The sequence below is a fragment of the Acidobacteriota bacterium genome (genome assembly GCA_028875725.1).
Taxonomy (GTDB): Bacteria; Acidobacteriota; Thermoanaerobaculia; order Multivoradales; family Multivoraceae; genus Multivorans.
Genome location: JAPPCR010000015.1, coordinates 46,574 through 65,996, shown reverse-complemented (window position 1 = coordinate 65,996; position 19,423 = coordinate 46,574). Strand labels below are relative to the sequence as shown.

Here is a 19,423-nt window from a genome sequence, read left to right as displayed (position 1 = left end):
GCGATTCGACTGGGCGATTGTTAGTGTAGACTAAAAATCCGATTCGCAGAAGTGAACGCCGATCTGGCGGCTGCGCGCATCTGACCGACATGAACCCTCTCCTCGCCCTCGTCGTCCTCGCCGCGGTCATCGCGCTGGCCGTCATGGTGGCCCGTCCCGACCACGGCTGGCTCTGGCGCTGGCGCTTCGGTTGGCGGACGCTGCTGCGGGCCCGAACCGAGGACGCGCTGAAGCACCTCTTCGACTGCGAGTACGAGGGCCGCCAGGCGACCCACCAAAGCCTGGTCGGCGTGTTGCGGCTCGGCGGCCGGCGCAGCACCGAACTCCTCGCCCGCATGGAGAGGCTGGGGCTCATCGTGTCGGCGGAAGGGGGTTTCCGGTTGACCGCCGAGGGACGCAGCGAGGCGTTGCGCGTCATCCGCATTCACCGGTTGTGGGAGCGCTACCTCGCGGACGAGACTGGGTTGGAGCCGGAACGCTGGCACCCGGAGGCGGAGCGCCGGGAGCACCAGACGTCCGCCGAGCAGGCCGAGGAACTGTCGGTGCGGCTCGGCCATCCGCCGTTCGACCCCCACGGCGACCCGATCCCGACCGAGGAAGGCGACCTGCCGCCGCGAGCCGGTCGCGCGCTGACGGACTTCGAGGCCGGCGACGAGGTCGAGGTGGTCCACGTCGAGGACGAGCCCGCTGCGGTCTACGCGCAGTTGGTCGCCGAGGGCGTGCATCCCGGCATGAGGCTGCGCATCGCGTCCGTGGCGGCCGAGCGCATCCGCTTCGAAGCCGACCTGGACGAGGTGGTACTGGCGCCGGTCATTGCCGCGAACATCTTCGCCATTCGGGCCGAGGAGGACGCCGCCGACGGAACTTCGGCAGCGGCTGACGCCACTGGATCGCTGTCGGACGTGGCCGTCGGCGAGCAGGCGCTGGTGGTCGGCTTCTCCCGCTTCTGCCGCGGCATGGAGCGTCGCCGGCTGCTCGACCTGGGGCTGCTTCCGGGCACTCTGGTGGAGGCGACGATGGCCAGCCCCTCGGGTGATCCCATCGCCTACCGGGTGCGTGGCGCGGTGATCGCGCTGCGCCGGTCGCAGGCCAATCAGATCCAGGTGCAGCAGCTCGCGCAGGAGGCGTCGGCATGACCCAACCCGCGCTCGCGCACGACTGCGCCAACTGCCCGGCGCATCACCTGGGCAACCTCGTCCGGCTCGGCGTCGACATGAGCGACTGGGACTACGTCGTCGCCCTGGCCGGCAACCCGAACACCGGCAAGAGCACGGTCTTCAACGCTCTGACCGGCCTGCGCCAGCACACCGGCAACTGGCCCGGCAAGACGGTGACCCGCGCCGAGGGCGGTTTCGAGTACGGCGGCGACCGGTACAAGCTGGTCGATCTGCCGGGGACCTACTCGCTGCTCTCGTCCAGTCTCGACGAGGAAACCGCCCGCGACTTCATTCTCTTCGGCCGACCGGACGTGACCGTGATCGTGGTCGATGCGACGCGCCTGGAGCGAAACCTGAATCTGGCGCTGCAGGTGCTGGAGATCACGGACCGTGCGGTCGTCTGCCTCAACCTGATGGACGAGGCGCGGCGCAAGGGGCTGACGGTCGACGCGCGGCGCCTGGCGCGGGATCTCGGCGTGCCGGTCGTGGCGACGGCGGCGCGCTCCGGCGAGGGGCTGGAGGAACTGAACCGGGTCGTCGCGGAGGTGGCGACGGGTTCCTACCGTTGCCGGCCGCGGCGGGTCGGCGGCCGATCCCCGGTGCTGAGCGAGGCGACCCGCCGGTTGTCCGGAGCGATCCAGGATGCGTTTCCCACGCTGCCGAATCCGCAGTGGGTCGCTCTCCGGCTGCTCGATGGCGACCGCACCCTGGCTGCCGCGGTGGAGAGCGGTTCGCTGGCGGAACTCGTCGATCCGGGCGTGCGGGAGGATGGCGACGAGGCCGTCCCGCCGGCGGTCGCCGAACCGGAGGCGACCCGGGCGGCCGCCGCCGAGTTGGCGGAGCCCTCCATTGCCGCCAAGCCCGCCGCCCGCAAAGCGGTGCTCGAACTCGCCGGCCAACTGCGATGGGGAGTGGGCCGGAACTTCCACCAGGCGTTGACCGAGGCGGTCTACGCCGAGGCCGCCCGTATCGCGGACCGCGCCGTCTCCCGCGACGGCGAGCGACGCCGCTTCGATTTCGACGCCCGTCTCGACCGCTTGGTCACCAGCCGCGTGTTCGGTTTCCCGCTGATGCTGCTCATGCTGACGGTCGTTTTCTGGTTGACGATCGCCGGCGCCAACGTGCCGTCGTCCATGCTGGCGTCGCTCCTGATCGACACCGTGCATCCGCTGCTGAAGGACGTGGCTTCCGCCTTCGGCCTGGTCTGGTGGCTCGACGGGCTCCTGATCGACGGCGTGTACCTGGCCACCGCCTGGGTCGTCGCGGTGATGCTGCCGCCGATGGCGATCTTCTTTCCGCTGTTCACCCTGCTCGAGGACTTCGGCTACCTGCCACGGGTGGCGTTCAACCTCGACCGGATGTTCCATCGCGTCGGCGCCCACGGCAAGCAGGCGCTGACGATGGCGATGGGCTGGGGCTGCAACGCGGCGGCGATCGTCTCCACCCGGATCATCGACAGCCCGCGCGAGCGCCTGATCGCGATCATCACGAACAACTTCTCGCTCTGCAACGGCCGCTGGCCGACCCAGATTCTCGTTGCGTCGATCTTCATCGGGGGCCTCGTACCGGCGCACGTCGCGGGCGCGGTCTCGGCGCTCTCCGTCGTCGCGGTCGCCGTGCTGGGCGTCGTGCTGACCTTCGCCGTCTCCTGGTTCCTGTCGCGCACCGTGCTGCGCGGCGAGGCGTCCGCCTTCTCGCTCGAACTGCCGCCCTACCGGCCGCCACGGGTGCTGCAGACGATCTACACCTCGATCATCGACCGGACGCTCATCGTGCTCTGGCGCGCGGTGATCTTCGCCGCGCCCGCCGGGGCGGTCATCTGGCTGCTCAGCAACATCCGCGCCGGCGAGGCATCGCTGGCCGAGGGCCTGATCGGCGTCCTCGACCCGTTCGGCTTCGCCCTTGGCCTGACCGGGATCATCCTCGTCGCCTACATCATCGCGATCCCGGCCAACGAGATCGTGATCCCGACGATTCTCATGCTGACCGTGCTCGTGGCCGGCGTGCCGGGTGCCGGCGCCGGCGCCGGCGTCATGTTCGAGCTCGACTCACAGACCGCGACCGCCGGCGTTCTCGAGGCCGGTGGCTTCACGCTGCTGACCGCCGTCTGCCTGATGCTCTTCTCCCTCGTCCACAACCCGTGTTCGACGACGCTTTACACGATCTGGAAGGAAACCCGTAGCGTCCGCTGGACGGCGGTCTCAGCCCTGCTGCCCGTTGCCCTCGGCTTCGTGCTCTGCTTCGCCGTCGCCCAGATTTGGCGGGCCTTGAGCTAGGCCGGCCTGGCTGACGGCTGCCCGCGACTCGACTGTCGGTGCGCCGGCCTTCTGGCCGGCATCAGCCGGGGCGGCCTCCGCAGTCCCTGGCGGGTGCTACTTCCGCCCGTACCGGCGCTGGAACTTCTCGATCTGGCCGGCGCTGTCGACGAAGTGCTGGCGTCCCGTGTAGAAGGGGTGGGACGCGGATGAGATCTCGAGCCGGATCTCGTAGTGCTCGACGCCGTCGACGTCCCGGGTCTTGTCGCTGGTCATCGTCGACTGGGAGATGAACTCGGCGTTCGCCGACGGATCGATGAACACGACCGGGTGGAGTTCGGGGTGCATATCGCTTTTCATGATCGTCTCGCTGGGTTGGGGCTCAGGAGGATGGATGTGCGCGGTGTCCCTCCGAGGGCGGGAGATGATAACCGATCCCGGCTCTCTACACGACGATGTTGACGAGCCGCCCCGGCACCACGATCACCTTGCGGGGTTCCTTGCCGTCCATGAAGCGGCGGGCGTTGTCCGAGGCGAGCGCGAGTTGCTCCAGGGTCGCACGATCGGCTTCGGCGGGCACCTGGAGGACGTCACGCTTCTTGCCCATGACCTGGACGACGACGTTGATCGTCTCGTCGACGACCAGGGCTTCGTCGTAGACCGGCCATTCCTGGTGGCAGATCAGGCGCTCGCAGCCGAGCCGTGACCACAGCTCCTCGGCGAGGTGGGGTGCGAAGGGGGAGAGGATGCGGAGGAAGGCCTCGAGCGACCGGCGCGGCACCTGCTCCGCGGCGGTCGCCGCGTTGACCCAGATCATCATCTGGGAGATCGCGGTGTTCATGTCTAGCGAGTCGATGTCCTCGCCGACCTTGCGGACCGTCTTGTGGAGCAGGCGGTTCAGGTCGTCGCCAGGCTCGGTTCCGTCGCCGCCGACCTTCTCGGCGAGTTCGCCGGTCCGCTCGTCGACGACCAGGCGCCAGGTCCGCTGCAGGAAGCGGTGAACGCCGTCCACGTCCTTCGTCTGCCAGGGTTTCTGCTGGTGGAGCGGCCCCATGAACAGTTCGTGGAGCCGGAGCGAGTCCGCGCCCCAGCGCTCGATCACGTCGTCGGGGTTGGCGACGTTCAGCTTCGACTTCGACATCTTCTCGACCCGGGCTTCGAGCGGCTCGTCCGTGCCGGCGAGGAACACCCGGTCGTCCCGCCAGTCGACGGTGTCGGGGTGGTGGTACTTGCCGCCCTCGTCGCGGTAGCTGTAGGCCAGGATCATCCCCTGGTTGAAGAGCCGGGCGAACGGCTCGGAGGTCGAAACCAGGCCGGCGTCGTAGAGCACCTTCTGCCAGAAGCGCGCGTAGAGCAGATGCAGCACCGCGTGCTCGACGCCGCCGATGTACAGGTCGACCGGCATCCAGTAGCGCTCCAGCTCGCGTGACCAGGGCGCCTCCGTGTTCTTCGGGTCGATGTAGCGCAGGAAGTACCAGCAGGAGCCCGCCCATTGCGGCATCGTGTTCGTCTCGCGCCGCGCCTTGCGACCGTCCGGCAGGGTGACGATGAGCCAGTCGTCGCCGGCGCGGGCGAGCGGTGGCCGGCCGTCGGCTGTCGGCTTGAACTCGTCGACCTCGGGGAGCGCGACGGGCAGATCCTCGCGCGGCACGGGCAGGATCTCGCCGGTGGGCTTGCCGTCGTCGTCCAGGACGTGGAGAACGGGGAACGGCTCGCCCCAGTAGCGCTGGCGCGAGAACAGCCAGTCCCGCAGGCGGTACTCGACCCGCCTCGCGCCGTGGCCTTCCTCGACCAGCCACTCGATCATCCGCTCCTTCGCGTCGTCGACCTGGAGGCCGTCCAGGAAGCCGCTGTTGATCGCGGGGCCGTCCTCCATGTATGCCTCGCCGTCCCAGCCGTCCGGCGGCGCCACGGTGCGTACGATCGGCAGGTCGTACTCCACAGCGAAGTCCCAGTCCCGCTGGTCCTGGCCGGGAACGCCCATGATCGCGCCCGAGCCGTAGCTCATCAGGACATAGTCGGCGACCCAGATGGGGATCGGTTCGCCGGTGGCCGGGTTCGTTGCGCAGGCGCCGGTGAACACGCCGGACTTGTCCTTCGCCAGGTCCGTGCGCTGGAGTTCGGTCTTGTTCGTCGCCTCGTCCACATAGGCGTCGACGGCGGCGCGCTGTTCGCCGCTCGTGATCTCGGCGACGAGCGGGTGCTCCGGCGCCAGCACGCAGTAGGTGGCGCCGAACAGAGTGTCCGGCCGGGTGGTGAACACGGGGAAGCTGTCGTCGGCGCCCTCGATCGGCATCCGGATCTCGGCGCCGTTGGATTTGCCGATCCAGTTGCGCTGCATCTCCTTGACGTACTCGGGCCAGTCGACGTCGTCGAGGTCCTCGAGCAGCCGCTCGGCGTAGGCGGTGATGCGGAGCATCCACTGCCGCATCGTGCGCCGTTCGACCGGGTCGCCGGTGTCGACGTAGGCGCCGTCCTTGACCTCCTCGTTGGCCAGCACCGTGCCCAGCGCCGGGCACCACCAGACCGGCACGTCCTCCAGGTAGGCGAGGCCGCGCTTGTGCAGCTCCAGGAAGATCCACTGCGTCCAGCGGTAGTAGTCCGCGGAGGACGTGTTGACCTCCCGCTCCCAGTCGTACGAGAAGCCGAGGCGCTCGATCTGACGGCGGAAGTTGGCCACGTTCCGCTGCGTGATGAGCCGCGGGTGCTGGTTCTCGCGCACCGCCGCGCGCTCCGCCGGCAGCCCGAAGGCGTCCCAGCCCATCGGGTGGAGGACGTTGTACCCCTCCATGCGCCGCTTGCGCGCGACCACGTCGGTCGCCGTGTAGCCCTCCGGGTGGCCGATGTGCAGGCCCGCGCCGGAGGGGTAGGGGAACATGTCCAGGACGTAGTACTTCGGCCGGCTCTCCAGGATCTCGGGGTCGTCCGGGGTGCGGAAGGCGTCGTGTTCGCGCCAGATCCGCTGCCATTTCGGCTCGACTTCGGCGGCGTCGTAGATATGCCGGCGGGGCCGGGCTGGTTGGTCCCTGGTCGTCATCTGCGTCATGGGGTGCACTGCGTCGAGGCGCTCAGCCGGCAAGCTCCGGCACGGCAGCGGAGTGTACCGTCCGCTACCATCGAAGCTCATGGATCCGCTGCACGAACAGATGAGGTCCTGGCGCCGGGACTTCCACCGGCATCCTGAGCTCGCGTTCGAGGAGAAGGTGACGAGCGGCAAGGTGGCCGAACTGCTCGAATCCTTCGGCGGCCTCGAGGTCCATCGCGGCCTCGCCGGCACCGGGGTGGTCGGCGTGCTCAGGTCCGGTTCGTCGGATCGCAGCATCGCGCTGCGGGCGGACATGGACGCGCTGCCGATCCACGAGGAGAACGACTTTGAGCACCGTTCCCGGAACCCCGGCAAGATGCACGCCTGCGGCCACGACGGCCACACCGCGATGCTGCTCGGCGCCGCGAAGCACCTGAGCGAGAACCGGTCCTTCGACGGCACTGTCTACTTCTTCTTCCAGCCCGCGGAGGAGAAGGACGGCGGCGCCCGGGTGATGATCGAGGAGGGCCTGTTCGAGCAGTTCCCGGCCCAGGAGGTTTACGGCGTCCACAACTACCCGGGAATGGAGGTCGGCAAGTTCGGCCTCTGCGCCGGGCCGCTGATGGCCGCAATCGACGTGTTCGAGTTCGCGGTGACCAGCGCTGGCGGCCACGCCGCGTTCCCTCACGGCACGGTGGACCCGATCCCGATCGGGGCCGAGATCGTCCTCGCCCTGCAGACGATCGTGGCCCGCAACGTGGACCCGCTCCACAGCGCGGTGATCACGGTGGCCCGTGTCCATGGCGGTCACGCGGACAACGTGATTCCGAGCCGGGTCGTTCACGGCGGCTGCGTCCGGGCATTCCTGCCCGAGGTACAGAAGCTCGTCGAACGACGGATGCGCCAGATCGGCCGCGGCATCTGCACCGCCCACGGCGCCGGCTTCGAGTTCCAGTACCGCCACTACTACCCGGCCACGGTGAACCACGCGGACCAGACCGAGAAGGCCGCCAACGCCGCCCGCGAAGTCGGCAGCGAGGTCAACACCAGCCTCGCCCCCGTGATGGGCTCCGAAGACTTCGCCTACATGCTCCAGGAACGCCCCGGCGCCTTCATGTTCCTCGGCAACGGCAACAGCGCCGGCCTCCACACCCCCCGCTACGACTTCAACGACGACGTCCTCCCCATCGGCATGCGCTACTGGACCACCCTCGTCGAGACGCAACTCTCGGCGTAGCGCCACGGGCGGCTGTAGCCGCCGTCGCCGCTACGCGCAGTTGCAGAGTTCGATGAAGAAGGCGCGGACGGTGTCGAGGAACTCGGGGGAGCTCAGGGTGTTCATGTGGTTGGCGCCTTCGATGATGTGGAGGCGGTGCTCCTTCATGACAGATACGAGGGCGTCGGCGTTGGGCTTCAGGGGATCGTCGCTGCCGATGATGTTGAGGGTCGGCACCTTGTTGATGCGGAGGAGTTCGGCGCTTACGTCGAGGCCGGGCATGCCGCGGACGACGGCCGCCAGGGCCATCTGGTCGTTCGAGGCGACCATCGCCTGGCCGATCGCCTGAACCTGTTCGGGGGTCGGTGGTTCCTCGCCGGGCCACAGGAACTCGACCAGGGGACCGCCGCCCTTACCCGCCTCGAGGGAGGCGGCCAGCGCGTCGAACATCGCGTCGTCGCGCAGTTCGGGGCTCGACCAGCCGGCGCCGCCGACAACCGCCGACATCAGCCGGTCAGGGGCCAGGGCGACGAGTTTCATCGTGATGAAGCCGCCCATCGAGTAGCCGACGACGTGCGCCTGCTGCAGCCGCAAATGGTCGAGCAGGTCGACGACGTCCAGGGCCATGCGCTCGCCGTAGCTCGCGGGGTCGTGCGGCTTGCCGCTCATGCCGTGGCCGCGCTGGTCGACAGAGATGACCTGGAACTCTTCGGCCAGCCGGCCGATGATGCCGGGGCCGCCCCAGTTCGAGGCGGCCGTACCTGTGATGCCGTGAAGCAGCACGACCGGGTCGCCGCGGCCCTCGACGAGGTAGTGGATCTCGACGCCGTCGCTGGCAGTGAAGGACTGGGTTGAGGCGTCGGCTTGCGCGTAGGTGCCGGTGAAGGCGACGAGCGCGATCAGCGTCGTCAGAACGGTCCGGAACTTCGGTCGCAGATTTGTCGTACTTCTTCTCATGGAGTGAAGGCTACCTGCTTTGTTACGCTGCCGCGCATCGCCAATCAGCCCACTCTCGGCAGGAATCCATGGACATCGAAAGCGCAGCACGACGCGTCCGCGAAGACGGCTACACCGTTGAGCCCGACTTTCTGGACGAAGTGATGTTGGAGCGGCTGCTCCGCGACCTTGCGCCCGTCTTCGACGAGATCGGCAGCCGGATGACGGACGACTACGGCCAGCAGACGATCCATACGCACAACCTGCTGGCCAAGACGCGGGCCGTCGACGAGCTCCTCATGGACGATCGTCTGCTGGGGCTGGTGGAGGCCGTGCTCGGCCCCGACTACCAGGTCTCGGGCGTCGCCGCGATGCGGCCCGGACCGGGAGACCGTCCCCAGCGGATGCACCAGGACGACGGCCACTATCCGCTTCCGCGGCCGCACGTTCCGCTGATCGCCAACACGCTGATCGCCCTCGATCCGTTCACGGTGGAGAACGGGGCCACGGAGATCGTTCCCGGCAGCCATCGCTCGGCCGATCCGGTCGATCCCGACGTACCGACCATCACGGTGGAGATGCCGGCCGGGGCGCTCTTCCTGTGGGACGGCGCCGTCTGGCACCGGGGCGGCGGCAACTCGACGCAGAACGGGTATCGACGCTCCCTCAACTTCAACTTCAACCTGGCGTGGCTCAAGCAGCGGGAGAACCAGTTCGTCGGCGTGCCGTGGGAAGTCGTGGTGGAAATGCCCGAGAAGCTCCAGGCGTTGATCGGTTACAAGCTGACCAACCGCGGTCTGGGCACGGTGGACTACCGCAACCCCATCGAGACCGTGAAGCGGCGGTTGGCGGAGACAAGGGGGATGAGCAGATGACAGCAGCATCCGCGACGGAAACCAGAGATAGCGAATCGAAGCCGCGGTCGGTGGTTGAGTCGGCCGTCGAAACGGCCCACAAGGTGGCGCTCGCCGGCGCCGGCGTAGCGGGCGAGGCGGCAGATGTGGGCGCCAAGATCTTCGACCGGCTGGTCGCCCGCGGCGCGAAGGTCGAGAGCCAGGGCAGGGAGTCCCTGAGCGACTGGCGGGACAAGGCCGAGGAGAAGGTTCAGCAGGTGCGTTCCGCGGCCGAGAAGGGGATCGAACAGACCAAGTCGAAGGCGCGAAGCGGCTTCGAGCAGACCAGGTCGAAGGCGCGGACGGGAATCGACGAGCACCTGGAGCGCCGACTCGAGAAACTCGGCGTGCCCGGCCAGGCGGACCTGGAGGCCGTGATCGAACGGCTGAGCGCGATCGAGGCGCGGCTCGATGCGCTTGAGAAGCCGAAACCGCGGCGGCGGGCGGCGAAGAAGAAGACGCCCGCGAAGGCCGGGTAGGAGCCGGGTTCGCCGGCGCAGCCGGCAGGGGAGTGCTTACGCCGCGCGGCGGCGGGTTCGTCGTTCGACCCGCACGGCGCGGAGGATCCGGCTCACCGTGGCCGGTCGGACACCTTCGCTGATGCGTTCCTCCGCCAGGTCGAAGGCGAGCTTCCACTGCTGCCGCAGGATCGCGTGAGCGGCGAGGAAGCCGTGGCGACGGTCGTACATGTGGGTGGCCTCCGACGTCACGCCGTTCACTTCCAGCACACGGAGACCTTCGCCGCGCCGTAGCGCCTCGGCGCTCGGGACGCGTACGTCGAAGCGGCCGAAGTCGAACCCGTCGTAGGCGGTGCAGATCGCGTTCATCGCTCGTTCCAGTTCCGGGGTGTGCAGGTCGTTGGCGTCCAGGAAGATCGTCCCGCGCGAGTGGGCGCCGACCTGGGTCAGCTCGACTCTCTCGCCGGCGGCAGGGACATGCGTCGCCGCTTCGGGATGCTCCCGCCGGTAGATGTGCGCGATGGCGACCGCGCGCGGGTCGTCCAGGATCAACCGCTCCAGCGTGCTGGTTCCGTCGCCGGTCACGGTGGGGCGGACCTTGTGGGTGATCGAGAAGACGTGCCCGTCGCGCCGGCCTGGGTGGCGGGCCCAGAACACGCCGTACTCCTCGCCCGCCATGTACTCCTGCGCGAGCGCGGGCCCGGGGGTCGCTGCGAAGAACGTCGCCGCTTCGGCCTCGGAGCGCGCGACGGCGACGCCGCGGCCGCGCTCGCCGGTGTCCGGCTTGAGCACGACCGGGTAGCCGAGGTTCTCCTCCTCCAGGAACCGGTCCAGGGCCGCGATGCGTTCCTCCGGGCTGCCGGTCGGCATGCGCCTCCAGGCCGGCAGTGCCGCCCCGATTCCGGCCAGTCCGTCGAGGATGTCGCTCTTCGACTCGCCCAGCAGGCCGCCGAGCGGCATGGCGGGGTTGATCGCGGTAAAGGCCGTCAGGCGACCGCGCCGCAGACCCTGCCAGAGGATGTAGAGCGCGAGCGGCGGGTAGAACGCCCACATCGGCCAGAACTCCCAGTGACGGATGCGCAGCAGCCGGCCGCGCCAGAGGCGGCGGCCGCGCCAGGTGAAGAGCGGCACGACCACGCTCCGTACGATGAAGATGACGACGGCCAGCGCCAGCGCGGCGCCGAGCAGCCCCCCCGGCAGGCGGCCGCCGAAGCGCTCGACCGCCTCGCGCCCCAGGAGCGCGTTGACGCCGACGAAGGCGGGCGTCCAGATCGAGACGGCGAGAGCGAAGTAGAAGCAGAAGCGGAGCAGGCTCGTGCGCAGGATGCCGGCGGCGAGGCACGTCGGCAGCCGCGTTCCGGGCAGGAAGCGGCTGACCAGCACGACGACCAGGGCTCGCCGCCGCAGCCAGGCGGAGGCTTCTTCGAACCTGGCTTCGCTGACCCACCAGCTGAAAGGCGGCAATCTGAGAGCCGGCCGGCCCAGGACGCGCGCCAGCCAGGCGATGCCGAGGTCGCTGCTCAGGATGCCGACGTAACAGGCGGCGACGGCGACGGGGAAGTCGAGCCGCCCCTGGGCCACGAGCAGGCCGGCTGTGATGCAGGTCAGGTCCTCGCTGGCATACGCGGCGAACACGAGGAGCAGGAAGACGATCAGCAGGGCGGGCCCGGTGAAGGGCGGCAGGTCCAGGTCGTCGAACGGCAGTGCCGCCCGCCGCAGCCGCTCCGCTTCGGCATCGGCGCGCGTGGCCGCCTCGCCCGCCTCGACCCGGCTGACGAAGTCCTCGATCCGGGCTGCAAGGCCCTCGCCGCTGCGGAACAGGAAGAAGTGGCTGTCCGGCCGCATCCACAGCTCGCTGTGCGGCACGATCCGGTGATGCTCCCGTGCCGCGGCGGCCGGCACCAGCGGATCCTGCGCGCCGTGAATGATGAAGACCGGCGCTTCGAGGGACTCCAGGATGCCGCGCAGCGGCCGCTGGTCCGTGTCGTAGAAGTTGCGGGCGTAGGAACGGGCGACGGCCATGTCGAGGGCGCCGAAGTGGGGGACCAGGTTGCGGAGGCCCCAGAACAGGCCGAGTTGGAGCCCATGAAGCCCGTGGTTGACTCGGTAGTCGCCCAGGAGTTCGAGTTCCTGGACGCCGATCGACGACATCAGGATGATGGAGGCCACCCGGTCAGGCGCCTGGTCGGCGAGATGGAGCGCGACGGCGCCGCCCATGCTGAAACCGAGCACGTGGAACCGCTCGACCTCTAGTCGATCGAGCAGCTTGAGCGTCGAGTCGGCGTGACCGCGCGAGGAGTAGTCGGCGACCCGGTGATCGGAAGCGCCGAACCCAGGCAGATCGGGTGCGATGGTGCGGCGGATCAGGGAGTCGGAGAGAACCGTGGCGGTCCTGCCGTCGTCGTCTGGCCGGGCCGCGTAGTGCAACGTCCCCTTGAGACGGTTGAAGTTGTCAGAGCTGCCAGGCGATCCATGGAGGAGCACGAGGGGCAGCGATTCGGGGTTCGGTGAGTCGGTCTCGTCCCATGCGATGCGCAGCGTGCCTTCTCCACTCGGTGCGGGGATCTCCATCGTCGGCTTGAAGCTGAATGGGGAACGCATCAGCACGAACTCGCCGTCCGGGGCGGGAAACTCGAGCGGAATCACGGACGGGTGTTGCTCGCGAGCGAACCGCACGACCGTCGAAGCGAGGAGCAGCGCGCAGTACACGCCGATCGCCATGCGAAGCCAGGACCGGCGCCCCATGCGGGTGGTCATGGGAAGCGGCGATCGCCGACCGAGGCTGCAGCTTCCTCGCTCGAGGTCATGGGGCGGAACGCCGCGGTCATCCGCGCCCGCAGCCCGCGGGCGAGTTCCTTGCGATCGGCGTGACGGATCGATTCATCGCCGAACTCGAGTTCCGCATCGATCCGGCGGAGCTTGAGCAGTTCGGGCGCGTGCGGCGTCATCGGCATCTCGCCCCACCAGGCGACGCTCAGGAAGGCGGGGTCCTCGTCATCCGGTGTCTCGTAGCGCAGAACGGACCAGTGGACCGGGAGTTCCCGGGCGGCGGCCGGCGCCAGCAGGGAGGGCTTGAGGGTGGCCACGGCATCGCCGGGGGTCGAGGTGCCCTCGGGGAAGAGGATGACCGGGTCGCCGGCCACCAGGGCTTCGGCGATCTGTTCGCCGACCCGGGTCACGTCGCGGCGCCGGCCGCGGTCGACGAAGATGATGTCGACCGTCCGGCACACGGTGCCCGCCAGAGGCCAGTCCGCGATCTCGGCCTTGGAGACGAAGCGGGCGGGCGAATGCGCCGCGAGGACCAGGATGTCGACGTAGGAGATGTGGTTTGAGACCAGCAGGCAAGGCGCCGCCGGCGGCGCGCCCCGGACCGTGACCCGGCAGCTCAGGACGGCCAGGCAGGCGCGGCCCCAGCGGCGCATGATGCCGGCGCGGACCTTCCGCCACGTCGGGTAGCGGCGTGCGAGAAACGGCTTCAGGACGAAGAGCGGCAGCCAGGCGGCCAGGGTTAGGAGGAGGAACGCCGGGCCACGCCAGGCCAGCCGGCAGACGGGCAGGAGGCGCATTCCCTCAGGCGTCGGCGGCGTGCGTCGCCGATTCGACCCGCGGTGCCCCGTCGAGTCCGAAGATCAGCCGGATGCGCCGGCTGAGCGTGGCCGTGTCCATCAGCACCAGGTAGTCGATCGTCTTGAAGTCGCGGTCGATGGCCGGCCGGCTGCAGACGAGGGCGCCGTAGCGCAGATAGGTCGCGAACAGTGCCGGTATCTCGACGTCCGGACGGTTCTCGACGACCTCGGGCGATGCCTCGCATCGGGCGTGATCGAGGACCGGCACGTCGAGGTCGGGCCGGACCTTTCCCGCGGCGACGAGCTGCCTGTAGAGCCGGATGCCGGCGGCCTGGTCCTGGCTGGTCAGGGAGCAGCAGCCGAACAGGTAGCGGAGCCGGTTGTGCACCATGTAACGGGCCAGGCCCTGCCAGAGCAGGAACAACACGGTCCGTTTCCGGTGCCGGCGGTGGATACAGGCGCGGCCGATCTCGACCGATTGCTCGAGGACGCTGCCGGGCAGTGCGTCCAGGTCGTACTCGATGGCCGAGTAGAAGCCGTTGCCGCGGGTCGCCATCGCGGCGGTCTGCATCCGGTAGGTGCCGATCATGGTGCCGTCGGTTCGCTCCACCAGCATGTGGTGACAGTTCGCGTCAAAGTCGTCCGTGTCGCGGCCGGTTTCGTAGGACTCGTCCAGCCCCTCGCCCAGCTCCAGGTTGAAGACTTCGAAACGCAGCGTCAGCAGCCGGTCGATGTCCTCGGCGGTTCGGGCGAAGCGCAGGCGGTAGGTGCCGGCTTCGATCTGGCCGTCGGGCAGGTGTTCGGGGCTGGGAACGGTACCGCCGCTCGAAGCGGTTGCCGAGACGTTGCTGCGTACCGGTTCAGTCATCGGCTGTTGCAGTCCCGGGTTCGCGCACCGCCGGGACGACGACGGATGGGACCGGGGCGCGTGTCGGTCTGATGGTGATCGTCCGCAGGAACAGGCGGTTGTCGCGCCGTCTCAGGGTTCCCCACACCTCGACCGGTTCCCCCACCCACTCGAGGAGCTCGCGCCCCAACGGCTGGCCCTGCGGGTTCAGCAGATGGACCAGGTGCCGCTCTCCGCCTTCCGTCCGCACCAGGAGCGCGGCCGGGATTCCACCCCGGATGCAGAGCGAGGCGCAGTCCCGGTGGGGTTTGCCGCGGCCCGGCTTCATGGCGCCGAGATAGCACTTCGTATCGACGATCTCGCCCACCAGGGTCTGTCCGCTTACGCGAATGACGTTGGTTGCTGCCTCGGCCTCCGGACCGCCGCTCTCGCTGTCGAGGGCCGAGCCGCTGGTCGCCGGAGCGGCCGTTGCGTCCGGCTCGATGGCGGGTCCAGCTTCGGTCGCTCCCTCGGGAAGCTCGAGGGAATGCACTTCGAGCATGGCCGCTTCCGGATTCCGGATCAGCGTGCCCGAGAGCCCGGTCTTCCTGGATGGCGAGGGTGTCCAGGGCGGGCTGGGCTCGCTGTCCACGTCGAGTCCGTGCTTGCCGACTCCAACCAGCAGATAGCCCTCGGCCGGTCCGTCCGCGGTGAGCAGCCGGGGATGCGGATCGACGAGCAGTTCACCCTCGTAGCCCCGCACCGTGCCGTACTCGAACACGCCCTCGTCGAACCGTTCCAGCAGCAGCGCCAGGACGGCGCCGAGAACCGCGGCCAGCAGCAGGAGGCCGATCGCGACGCGGCGCGCGAAACGCGAGACACCGGGCGGCGTCTCGTCGACGTAGCCGACGTAGAACCCGGGTGGCGCGTTCCGTGCCACACGCGACCCGGTCCGTGAGCCCGTCAGCGGGCTCATGGACGACACCCGGGTGGCGCGTTCCGTGCCACACGCGACCCGGTCCGTGAGCCCGTCAGCGGGCTCATGGACGACACCCGTTGTGGCGCTCGCCGGTCACGAGGGCTCCCCGGCGCCGGACGCGGTGCCGAGCCGTGCCGGTTCAGCATGCGTTCCGGGCGGATTGGGCAGCGGATCGACCAGCACCCGACCCCCCGCCACGCGAACGTTGAAGGTCGGAATCGTCTCGGTGAACGGTGGCGGCGAACAGCCGTCCTCGGGACGGTACTGGTAACCATGCCACGGGCAGGTGATGCAGCCGTCGATGACCCGGCCTTCGCCCAGCGGGCCGTTCTGGTGCTGGCAGACGTTGGAGACGGCCGCGATCCGTTCGCCGCCGTCCGCTCGATAGCGAAACACGGCCACCCGCTCGCCGCTGAGGAGGAAGATCCGGGCCCGGTCGAGGGGGATGTCGGAGACGGCGCAGACGTTGACTGCGGAGCCCTCCGCTTCGGTGGGCGGCGCCAGGGCACGTTCGCGCCAGCCGGCCACGAGGTGCAACGAGGCGATGCCGGCGAAGCCGATGCCCAGCAGGACGGCCAGCGCCGGCGGCCGCTCTGGAACCTGGAGGCTCCCCAGCGCCACGTGGACCAGGATCAGGCCGTACGCCACGTAGACCAGCATGTGAAGCGACTTCCAGACCGGCGCCGTCAGGTTCGCGAGCCAGAAGTCGTGCGAGGTCGCCGCCAGCAGAAACAGGATGACCAGCGCCGCGAGGCCGAGCGCCTGGAACGGGAACTGGGTCAGGCTGTCGTAGTTCCCATTGCTCGCCAGCACGCTGACCAGCGGGTTGAAGACCCCGAGGCCGTGGAACTGGACGATCGAGAACCCGCCGTGAGCCAGGGCCAGCAGGAACGTGCAGACGCCGAGGTGGCGGCGGTTGTAGAGCAGGGGCAGGAACCGCCCGTCCAGCCGGCAGAGCGGGCCGATGGCGAGCACGACGTGCAGCAGCAGCAGCGCGCCGGCGCCGAAGCCGCGAATCAGCAGGGTCTCGATCGTCGCCTGGGTTCTGGTCGCGATGCCGATGCCGACGAATAGGCCCAGGAAGATCACCACGCCCACGGCGATGATCAGGTCGTAGAGCTTCTTGTTGCGGTTCCAGAGGACCGCCTGGTATCCGGCGCTCACGGATCTTCATTCCGCTGTGGTTCGGTTTCGTCTTGCATGTACGCGCGTGCTTCGGGCAGGGTCTCCACGAGCGGCGGCTCGGGACGGAGGAGGATGGCGGCGGCGAGCAGGACCGCCAGGATGGGGAACAGCACCGTCCAGACGAGGCGGTGCCGCCGCCGCAGGGCGCGGATCATCCGGCGCCCTGTCCCGCTCTGCCGGCGGCTGCGTCGCGGTGCGCGTTCCTTTCCGGCGGAGGTTGCCGACCGGCGCGCCAGCGCCAGAGCAGCACGGGCCACAGCGCGACGACGCCGGGGAGGATGATCAGGCGGAACCCGAGCCCGGCCGTTTTCGCGGCGGGATCAATGCGTCCGGCGCCGCGCCAGGCGAAGAGCGGCGCGAAGACCAGCCCGCAGGCGATGTACACGGTGCAGAGCAGCACGACGACCTCGGCGGCGCGCACGATGGACATCGTGGCGAGTATACGCGCCTGGGTGACGGTCCCATGCCGTAGACTCCGACGGCCTTGATGCCTTCGACGATCCACCAGGGAAGCTGAGGAACAGAAGATGCCGGTCACATATCGTTCGAACGCGTCGCTTCGCATCGCTGGTTCGAGGTGGTTCGTGCTCGCCTCCCTGCTGCTCGCAGCGGCGCTGCCGGCTGCCGGCCAAGACATGACCGTGGAGGCATACGAGCCGCGGTCCACGCTCAAGGTGCCGGGCGCACCGGTGACCCGCGCGAAGTTCCCCTTCGTCGACGCCCACGGCCACCTGCGCGCCCGGGATCCGGCACGGATCGACCAGATGGTCAAGCAGATGGACGCGATGAACATGGCCGTGTTCGTCAACCTGAGCGGCCAAAGCGGGGAGGATCTCAAGGCGAACCTCGCCGCGACGAAGGGCCGCTACCCGAACCGCTTCGTCGTCTACGCGAACGTCGACTTCTCGGGCATCGGTGAACCCGGCTGGGGCAAGAAGGCGGCGGCACAACTCCAGGCCGACTACGACGCCGGCGCGCGGGGTCTCAAGATCTACAAGAACCTCAGCATGTTCCAGACCGACATCCACGGCAAGCGGGTGGCGGCCGACGACCCGCGGATCGCTCCGGTGTGGGACAAGGCGGGTGAGCTGGGTATTCCGGTCCTGATCCACGTCGGCGAGCCGTCGGCGTTCTGGGATCCCTGGGACGAGCACAACGAGCGCTGGCTCGAACTCAAGATGTTCCCGAACCGCCGTCGCGACGATCCCGAGCGCTTCGCCTCCTTCGAGCAGACGATGAGCGAGCAGCACAACCTGTTCCGCAACCATCCGGACACGATCTTCCTCAACGCCCATCTCGGCTGGTTCGGCAACGACCTGGCGCGGCTCGGCAAGCTGCTCGACGAGCTACCGAACGTCTACACGGAACTCGGGGCTGTCCTCGCCGAACTCGGCCGGCAGCCGATCACGGGCGCCGCTTTCATGGAGAAGTACCAGGACCGCGTCCTGATGGGCAAGGACTCGTGGGACCCGATCGAGGGCTACCACGTCTACTTCCGGGTGCTGGAGACGCGGGACGAGTACTTCGACTACTACCGGAAGCGTCACGCCCACTGGAAGATGTACGGCCTCGGCCTGTCCGACGAGGTGCTGGAGAAGGTCTACTTCCGCAACGCGCTGAAGATCATCCCGGGCATCGATCGGAGCCTCTTCCCGGAGTAGGAACTGCCTTGAAACGCGGGCCGAAGGCCGACCTTTCTACGGCCCCGTCGCTTCGCCGCCTTCCACCGGTTCAGACTCCGGCACGGGCGAGCCCGTGCAGTCGCCGCAGTGGACGTCGTCGACCGCTTCGCCGGCGGCGAGCGACGCGACCCAGTCGCGAATCTTCACGCCGTCCGATTCGTACGTGTAGAACTGGGGCCGCAGCATGATCGTGTGCAGTTCGCCCGCCGCGATGTAGCTCCGGTAGTTGTCCTGGCCCTCGAGCGCCGCGTCGATGTCGGACTCGTTCGCGTCGAGCAGCGGCTGCAGACCGCCACTGACATCGGTGCCGGCAATCTCCAGGAACTGAATCTGGACGTCGTCTTCCGCGGTGTCGTAGCGCGTGAACATCGCCTCGGGATGGGCCTTGGCGGCCTGGATGTACAGCGCCTCGAACGAGAAGCTGTCGGTGTCGACCTCGTTCATGTTCTCGAAGTGGGAGAGCGCGGCGAGCGTTCCCCAGGACTCGTGCGGTCGGCCGTCGGAGAGGTTGCGGTAGCCGCCGGCGCCGTCGCCGAGGGCGGTGACGCGGGCGTCGGGGTAGTTCTCCGCGAAGTGGCGGGCGTAGACCGGCGAAGGGATCGAGCCGGCGCTCGAACCGGTGATGAACACCGTCTCGGGACCCAGGAAGTGCTCGTAGGTCCAGTCGAGAGCCGCCCGGCCGTTCGTGTAGCCGCGGTGGTGGATGGTGAACTCGCGCGCCGGCGCATCCTCGGTGGCCGCCGCCTCGTAGACCGTGTCGCTGTCGCCGATGTGGACGTCGCCGGTGCAGTAGGGCACGAAGACGAAGCTGTGGTCGGCGAACGGGTTGTCGGGGTGGTTGAAGGCGGCGATGCCGTGGGCCGCGCCTTCCTCGGGCTCCGTGCCGCTCGGAGAGCGCATCTCCTCGATGGCGGTCATCGTGTAGGTCGGCCGGCCCTGCGGGTCGCAGGTCTCGGCGGTCCAGCAGCCGCCTCCGCCCTGGAGGTAGAAGACGAGCCGGGTCGGATCGGCCTTGCGGACGAAGAACCGGAACGGCGAACCGTCGGAGCAGGTCGTGCTTCCACCCGGCGTGATCGTGTTCCAGCCTTCCCCGAGGTCGGCGAGCGGCGCCTCGAGGTCGACCGGTTCGGGGGCTTCCTCGGCCGGGGCGCAGGCGAGTGCGGCCAGCGCCAGCAGGGCGACGGTCACGATGAGAGAGGCGGTGTGGCGGTTCTTCATGCTCGTTCTCCTTCGTTTCGATGGCTG

17 protein-coding genes are annotated in these 19,423 nt (G+C 68.9%); 6 read left to right on the top strand and 11 right to left on the bottom strand.

What is annotated here, in order from left to right:
• Positions 1 to 89 precede the first annotated feature (89 nt).
• Entirely contained in the window at positions 90 to 1,136 is a 1,047-nt protein-coding gene (locus OXI49_11965) for a metal-dependent transcriptional regulator (GenBank protein ID MDE2691221.1), read from the top strand.
• A complete protein-coding gene (gene feoB, locus OXI49_11960; GenBank protein ID MDE2691220.1) occupies positions 1,133 to 3,433 on the top strand; it encodes a ferrous iron transport protein B in 2,301 nt (766 codons plus the stop codon). Before OXI49_11965 ends, feoB begins: the two co-directional genes overlap by 4 nt.
• 96 nt (positions 3,434 to 3,529) lie before the next feature.
• Here feoB and OXI49_11955 read toward each other — a convergent pair whose 3' ends face one another.
• Positions 3,530 to 3,772, bottom strand: a complete 243-nt coding sequence (locus tag OXI49_11955; GenBank protein MDE2691219.1) for a type B 50S ribosomal protein L31 — start codon at positions 3,770 to 3,772, stop codon at positions 3,530 to 3,532.
• An 85-nt stretch (positions 3,773 to 3,857) separates the two neighbouring features.
• The gene (leuS, locus tag OXI49_11950; GenBank protein MDE2691218.1) at positions 3,858 to 6,449 is read right to left on the bottom strand and encodes a leucine--tRNA ligase; all 2,592 of its coding nucleotides are present in this window, start codon (positions 6,447 to 6,449) and stop codon (positions 3,858 to 3,860) included.
• Positions 6,450 to 6,537: 88 nt separating this feature from the next.
• Here leuS and OXI49_11945 point away from each other — a divergent pair, with 88 nt between their 5' ends.
• Entirely contained in the window at positions 6,538 to 7,674 is a 1,137-nt protein-coding gene (locus tag OXI49_11945) for a M20 family metallopeptidase (protein ID MDE2691217.1), read from the top strand.
• 30 nt (positions 7,675 to 7,704) lie between these two features.
• Here OXI49_11945 and OXI49_11940 read toward each other — a convergent pair whose 3' ends face one another.
• Positions 7,705 to 8,610, bottom strand: a complete 906-nt coding sequence (locus OXI49_11940) for an alpha/beta hydrolase (protein ID MDE2691216.1) — start codon at positions 8,608 to 8,610, stop codon at positions 7,705 to 7,707.
• Positions 8,611 to 8,678: 68 nt separating this feature from the next.
• Between OXI49_11940 and OXI49_11935 the strand changes: the two genes are divergently transcribed.
• Positions 8,679 to 9,464 (top strand): phytanoyl-CoA dioxygenase family protein, encoded by a 786-nt coding sequence (locus OXI49_11935; protein MDE2691215.1) that lies wholly within the window; start codon positions 8,679 to 8,681, stop codon positions 9,462 to 9,464.
• Positions 9,461 to 9,961 (top strand): phasin family protein, encoded by a 501-nt coding sequence (locus OXI49_11930; GenBank protein ID MDE2691214.1) that lies wholly within the window; start codon positions 9,461 to 9,463, stop codon positions 9,959 to 9,961. The genes OXI49_11935 and OXI49_11930 overlap by 4 nt, the downstream gene beginning before the upstream one ends.
• Positions 9,962 to 9,997: 36 nt before the next feature.
• Here OXI49_11930 and OXI49_11925 read toward each other — a convergent pair whose 3' ends face one another.
• The 7 genes from OXI49_11925 to OXI49_11895 all read right to left on the bottom strand — a co-directional run bounded on the left by OXI49_11925 (position 9,998) and on the right by OXI49_11895 (position 16,926).
• The gene (locus tag OXI49_11925; protein ID MDE2691213.1) at positions 9,998 to 12,697 is read right to left on the bottom strand and encodes an alpha/beta fold hydrolase; all 2,700 of its coding nucleotides are present in this window, start codon (positions 12,695 to 12,697) and stop codon (positions 9,998 to 10,000) included.
• The gene (locus tag OXI49_11920) at positions 12,694 to 13,506 is read right to left on the bottom strand and encodes a lysophospholipid acyltransferase family protein (GenBank protein ID MDE2691212.1); all 813 of its coding nucleotides are present in this window, start codon (positions 13,504 to 13,506) and stop codon (positions 12,694 to 12,696) included. Before OXI49_11920 ends, OXI49_11925 begins: the two co-directional genes overlap by 4 nt.
• Positions 13,507 to 13,510: 4 nt before the next feature.
• A complete protein-coding gene (locus tag OXI49_11915; GenBank protein MDE2691211.1) occupies positions 13,511 to 14,374 on the bottom strand; it encodes a GNAT family N-acetyltransferase in 864 nt (287 codons plus the stop codon).
• On the bottom strand, positions 14,367 to 15,272 hold the full coding sequence (locus tag OXI49_11910; GenBank protein ID MDE2691210.1) for a hypothetical protein: 906 nt from the start codon (positions 15,270 to 15,272) through the stop codon (positions 14,367 to 14,369). Before OXI49_11910 ends, OXI49_11915 begins: the two co-directional genes overlap by 8 nt.
• 132 nt (positions 15,273 to 15,404) lie before the next feature.
• Positions 15,405 to 16,475 carry a ferric reductase-like transmembrane domain-containing protein gene (locus OXI49_11905; GenBank protein ID MDE2691209.1) on the bottom strand — a complete coding sequence of 357 codons (1,071 nt, stop codon included), beginning with the start codon at positions 16,473 to 16,475 and terminating at the stop codon, positions 15,405 to 15,407.
• The gene (locus OXI49_11900) at positions 16,472 to 16,651 is read right to left on the bottom strand and encodes a hypothetical protein (GenBank protein ID MDE2691208.1); all 180 of its coding nucleotides are present in this window, start codon (positions 16,649 to 16,651) and stop codon (positions 16,472 to 16,474) included. Before OXI49_11900 ends, OXI49_11905 begins: the two co-directional genes overlap by 4 nt.
• Positions 16,648 to 16,926, bottom strand: a complete 279-nt coding sequence (locus OXI49_11895; GenBank protein MDE2691207.1) for a hypothetical protein — start codon at positions 16,924 to 16,926, stop codon at positions 16,648 to 16,650. The genes OXI49_11900 and OXI49_11895 overlap by 4 nt, the downstream gene beginning before the upstream one ends.
• 97 nt (positions 16,927 to 17,023) lie before the next feature.
• Between OXI49_11895 and OXI49_11890 the strand changes: the two genes are divergently transcribed.
• The gene (locus OXI49_11890) at positions 17,024 to 18,157 is read left to right on the top strand and encodes an amidohydrolase family protein (GenBank protein ID MDE2691206.1); all 1,134 of its coding nucleotides are present in this window, start codon (positions 17,024 to 17,026) and stop codon (positions 18,155 to 18,157) included.
• 36 nt (positions 18,158 to 18,193) lie between these two features.
• Here the strand turns inward: OXI49_11890 and OXI49_11885 are convergent, their stop codons facing one another.
• Entirely contained in the window at positions 18,194 to 19,396 is a 1,203-nt protein-coding gene (locus OXI49_11885; protein ID MDE2691205.1) for a pectin acetylesterase-family hydrolase, read from the bottom strand.
• Positions 19,397 to 19,423 lie beyond the last annotated feature (27 nt).

What these genes read in the sequence shown, in the direction of transcription:
- OXI49_11965 (MDE2691221.1), top strand. Translation starts at nt 90, where the DNA reads ATGAACCCTCTCCTCGCCCTCGTCGTCCTCGCCGCGGTCATCGCGCTG.
- feoB (MDE2691220.1), top strand. Translation starts at nt 1,133, where the DNA reads ATGACCCAACCCGCGCTCGCGCACGACTGCGCCAACTGCCCGGCGCAT.
- OXI49_11955 (MDE2691219.1), bottom strand. Translation starts at nt 3,772, where the DNA reads ATGAAAAGCGATATGCACCCCGAACTCCACCCGGTCGTGTTCATCGAT.
- leuS (MDE2691218.1), bottom strand. Translation starts at nt 6,449, where the DNA reads ATGACGACCAGGGACCAACCAGCCCGGCCCCGCCGGCATATCTACGAC.
- OXI49_11945 (MDE2691217.1), top strand. Translation starts at nt 6,538, where the DNA reads ATGGATCCGCTGCACGAACAGATGAGGTCCTGGCGCCGGGACTTCCAC.
- OXI49_11940 (MDE2691216.1), bottom strand. Translation starts at nt 8,610, where the DNA reads ATGAGAAGAAGTACGACAAATCTGCGACCGAAGTTCCGGACCGTTCTG.
- OXI49_11935 (MDE2691215.1), top strand. Translation starts at nt 8,679, where the DNA reads ATGGACATCGAAAGCGCAGCACGACGCGTCCGCGAAGACGGCTACACC.
- OXI49_11930 (MDE2691214.1), top strand. Translation starts at nt 9,461, where the DNA reads ATGACAGCAGCATCCGCGACGGAAACCAGAGATAGCGAATCGAAGCCG.
- OXI49_11925 (MDE2691213.1), bottom strand. Translation starts at nt 12,697, where the DNA reads ATGACCACCCGCATGGGGCGCCGGTCCTGGCTTCGCATGGCGATCGGC.
- OXI49_11920 (MDE2691212.1), bottom strand. Translation starts at nt 13,506, where the DNA reads ATGCGCCTCCTGCCCGTCTGCCGGCTGGCCTGGCGTGGCCCGGCGTTC.
- OXI49_11915 (MDE2691211.1), bottom strand. Translation starts at nt 14,374, where the DNA reads ATGACTGAACCGGTACGCAGCAACGTCTCGGCAACCGCTTCGAGCGGC.
- OXI49_11900 (MDE2691208.1), bottom strand. Translation starts at nt 16,651, where the DNA reads ATGATCCGCGCCCTGCGGCGGCGGCACCGCCTCGTCTGGACGGTGCTG.
- OXI49_11895 (MDE2691207.1), bottom strand. Translation starts at nt 16,926, where the DNA reads ATGTCCATCGTGCGCGCCGCCGAGGTCGTCGTGCTGCTCTGCACCGTG.
- OXI49_11890 (MDE2691206.1), top strand. Translation starts at nt 17,024, where the DNA reads ATGCCGGTCACATATCGTTCGAACGCGTCGCTTCGCATCGCTGGTTCG.
- OXI49_11885 (MDE2691205.1), bottom strand. Translation starts at nt 19,396, where the DNA reads ATGAAGAACCGCCACACCGCCTCTCTCATCGTGACCGTCGCCCTGCTG.